Annotated in this window: 4 protein-coding genes; 3 read left to right on the top strand and 1 reads right to left on the bottom strand. The window is 41.1% G+C overall.

From position 1 onward, the window contains the following. The coding region (locus ACE5CV_RS12330; protein WP_374950481.1) for a DUF5916 domain-containing protein at positions 1-970 on the bottom strand (970 nt) is incomplete at its 3' end. Positions 971-1,155: 185 nt separating this feature from the next. Between ACE5CV_RS12330 and ACE5CV_RS12325 the strand changes: the two genes are divergently transcribed. The 3 genes from ACE5CV_RS12325 (at position 1,156) to ACE5CV_RS12315 (ending at position 3,403) form a co-directional block, all read left to right on the top strand. Then, complete coding sequence (locus ACE5CV_RS12325; protein ID WP_374950480.1) at positions 1,156-2,205, top strand: sensor histidine kinase; 1,050 nt, start codon at positions 1,156-1,158, stop codon at positions 2,203-2,205. A 2-nt stretch (positions 2,206-2,207) separates the two neighbouring features. Further along, positions 2,208-2,921, top strand: coding sequence for a LytR/AlgR family response regulator transcription factor (locus tag ACE5CV_RS12320; protein ID WP_374950479.1), 714 nt, complete (start codon positions 2,208-2,210; stop codon positions 2,919-2,921). A gap of 98 nt (positions 2,922-3,019) precedes the next feature. Beyond that, positions 3,020-3,403 carry a tautomerase family protein gene (locus ACE5CV_RS12315; RefSeq protein WP_374950478.1) on the top strand — a complete coding sequence of 128 codons (384 nt, stop codon included), beginning with the start codon at positions 3,020-3,022 and terminating at the stop codon, positions 3,401-3,403. Positions 3,404-3,498: the final 95 nt, after the last annotated feature.

Here is a 3,498-nt window from a genome sequence, read left to right as displayed (position 1 = left end):
AGAACTGGCGCTTTTCAGGAAAAAATACGTTAGACCTGCTTAGATTAATCACTTGTTTATCAACTTCTGCCTGGGCAAAGTCGGTATTGACGGTGGCTTCTAATAAAGTGTTTGAGCTAATAGCATATTTTATTTCTCCGCCAAATTCGGATTTGAACGTGGGGCGATTCTTATCAATTTTTTTGGCGTTGACTAACGTATAAGGCTCAAAACGCAGGCTGGTATTATTGCTTGGTGGTTGTATGTTCGTTAGTATTCCTGCATAAGCCATGTAACTTTCGCTGTAAGCTTGTGGCCAAGGTGACCACCCGTTGATTTCCCCTATATATCGGATGTTACGGGCGAAATTAATACTCCACTCGGTGGCACCTTTAGGGTACCGCAGAGAGCTGAAAGGAATCGCCACCTCCGTTGTCCAGGAATGCTCTTCAATTTTACTTGCGGCTTCCCAAACCGCGTCCCACTTATAATCATAGCTTAGATCAGCAAAATGCATGATATCCATTTGCGTACCATATGGCGTAACGCAGAACGCCATCACCGGTAACCTTGGATCTTTAAAGGGATCAATCAGGATCTCGAAAAGTTCATTATTGCTGAAGCTGAAATCCCGACGCATATCCTGTACCTGTATCTTTTTAGCGCCAGCTGGAAAATTGCAACGAGCGCTTATATAAATTTTTTTGTCATCGTACAACAACTTTACTGCTGTGTCAAAAGTTGCGCTATCTCCCTGTATTGGATAGGCAGTGGTAAAACACTTCGCAACCGGTGCGGCTTCCCATGCGCTTTCATCCGGTATGCCGTTAATCGATATTTTCTTGGTCGTCCTGACAGCCTGTAAATGCGGTCGCTTAGCTTCTGGTAGCGGTGAAAAGGCTTCTTGTGCAACCGATCCGAGTGTTAATTGCATGAACATCCATAAGATGGTTAACAATCGATAATGTGCGGGAAGGTTGAATATTTCCATACACAAATAAATCGGGCGCTGGTCTCAATATTTTTCCTATTCGACGGTCAGTTAGCTTATAGCCATGAAAACATATGTACAGCCCGTCAACAAGTTCGCGGTTCAAAAGAACCATTTAGCGGTACAATAAGACCTACTGGCGGAAAGTGTACAGGAAAAAAGGCATTTATGTTCATCTTTACAAGATGCAAAATATCAAACAGGCAAAGTATCAAGTTATAGTCCGCCAAATGGTTTTTTGGTTGGCTTATATCCTGTATCAATCTGTTAACAATGGCTGGGAAGATAAGGATGTATTGGAATTTAAACTCGATCCAGAGCTATTAACAGGAGTGCCGATATGCATGCTGATTACCTATGCAAATTTATATTTGCTGATGCCGTTTTTTTATTATCCCAAAAAGTACCTGCAATATGCAATCGGTGTGGTGTTATTGTTGCTAATCGGTGGATTTTTACAGCGATTTTCTGCATACGCTATCTGGGTTCCGTGGGATAAAATACATGATCCGGCCATGGCCCGTTTGGAAAAAACTAATTTTTGGATCCCGGTAAGAGTACTTAAGAATGCAGCAGGTTACACACCGATTTTAGCTATCACCATGTTGGTTAAATTAATGGGCAATGCCTTTAAACAGGAGCAAGACCTTCGTAAATTGGAACAAGAGAAGTTTAATGCCGAACTAGGGCTGCTGAAAGCCCAGATCAACCCACACTTTTTTTTCAATACGCTAAACAGCTTATATGCGCTTACGCTTAGAGGCAGTGCACAGGCATCTAATGTTGTGCTGCGGCTCTCAGATCTGATGCATTATATGTTACACGAGGCCAGTGCTTCATCGGTATTGTTAGAGCATGAAATCAAACACCTCGAAAACTATATCAGCATAGAACAACTCCGTTTTGCCGATCGCCTTGACCTGTCGTTTCAATATTCAGGTGACATTAAAGGTAAATTGATCGCCCCCCTACTATTGCTGCCATTTGTAGAGAACGCTTTTAAACATAGCCTCGCCGAGGCGGAAGGATGGATAACTATTGATTTAAAAGTCACCAATAGCCGATTGTTTTTTAAAGTAGAAAACAGCTACGAAAATCGGAATAAACCAGGCAACAGTGGCCTTGGTTTGAAAAATGTGAAGCGAAGGCTGGAACTCATTTATCCAGGACATTACGAGCTGCGCATTAACAAAATAAACAATGTATTTGAAGCTGACTTAAAACTTGACTTGTAACTATGATTAACTGTCTTATTGCGGACGATGAAGAATTAGCGCGTGAAATTATTCAAAGTCACGTCAGCAAACTCAAAACCTTAAATCTGGTAGCTGTCTGTGCCAATGGAATGGAGGTTTATGAAGCGATAAAAAAATACCAGGTCGATCTTTTATTTCTTGATATACACATGCCGAAGCTAACCGGCATTGAACTATTGCGCACCCTTAAAGCCCCGCCCCCGGTTATCATAACCACTGCGTACCGCGAGTTCGCGCTTGAGGGTTATGAGCTTAACGTGGTGGACTATCTCCTTAAACCGGTTTCATTTGAACGGTTTTTAAAGGCGATTGAAAAATATATCAACATCAAATTACCAGTTAACACGTTACCGCCACCAGCGCGTGATCCACCAAAAAACGACGACCGGGCTTTTCTGTATGTTAAGGCTGACAGAAAAATGGTCAGACTGCTGATAAAGGATATTTTATATATTGAAGGCCTCAAAGACTATGTTAAGGTTCATACGACTGGTAAGCCGGTTGTGACTTACCAAACACTCATTTACCTGGAAGAGAAGCTTTCGGCTGATCATTTTATCCGTGTACACCGATCTTATATTGTTTCGCTTCATCATATTACTGCGTACACTGCCAGCCAGATTGAAGTGGGCAAAATAATGATACCTATCGGTGGGTCTTTTGTCAGGGAGGTGTTAGAAAGGCTTGCCAGATAAGTGCTGATATGTGATGCTACCGCAAGAGCAAATCACAGTGCAGGCCTTAAGAGAATTCAGCAAGGAAAATTTATTATAACGCTCTTATACTTTAAATCATGCCTTTTGTTCAAATCTATTTGCCAGAAACATTTACAGCAGCATTAAAAAAGGAAATATCGCTTTGCATTCATGATAGCTTAATTGAAATATTTAAAATTCCGAAAGACGACTATTTCCATGTGATCAGCGAATTGAAAACAGAAAATCTTATTTATCCAGCGAGTTACCTTAATGTATCTCATACATCAAATCTTCTCTATATCTATATTACCTGCGGTACTGGTAGAACGGTGGAGATGAAAAAGAATTTATATGCCGCCATAGCCGATAAGATCAGTACCCGTACCTCCGTCACCAAAGATGATGTGATCATCATTTTAAACGAGACAGCCTGGGAAAATTGGTCATTTGGCCAGGGAAGGGCACAAATGATCAAATAGTTATGCTCAATGATTTTGTAGATTTGTAAATAGCGGTCTTGTGATACACTAATTCATTTTTATCGTTTAGATATGTCAAACTCAGAGAGCATACG

It is taken from the genome of Mucilaginibacter sp., from assembly GCF_964263795.1.
Classification (GTDB): Bacteria; Bacteroidota; Bacteroidia; order Sphingobacteriales; family Sphingobacteriaceae; genus Mucilaginibacter.
The sequence above is the reverse complement of the archived record's forward strand: the minus strand, read 5'-3'. Positions and strand labels throughout refer to the sequence as shown.

Bases quoted from the DNA above. Each gene is read 5' to 3' on its own strand.
- ACE5CV_RS12320 (WP_374950479.1), top strand. From the start codon at position 2,208: ATGATTAACTGTCTTATTGCGGACGATGAAGAATTAGCGCGTGAAATT.
- ACE5CV_RS12315 (WP_374950478.1), top strand. From the start codon at position 3,020: ATGCCTTTTGTTCAAATCTATTTGCCAGAAACATTTACAGCAGCATTA.
- ACE5CV_RS12325 (WP_374950480.1), top strand. From the start codon at position 1,156: ATGCAAAATATCAAACAGGCAAAGTATCAAGTTATAGTCCGCCAAATG.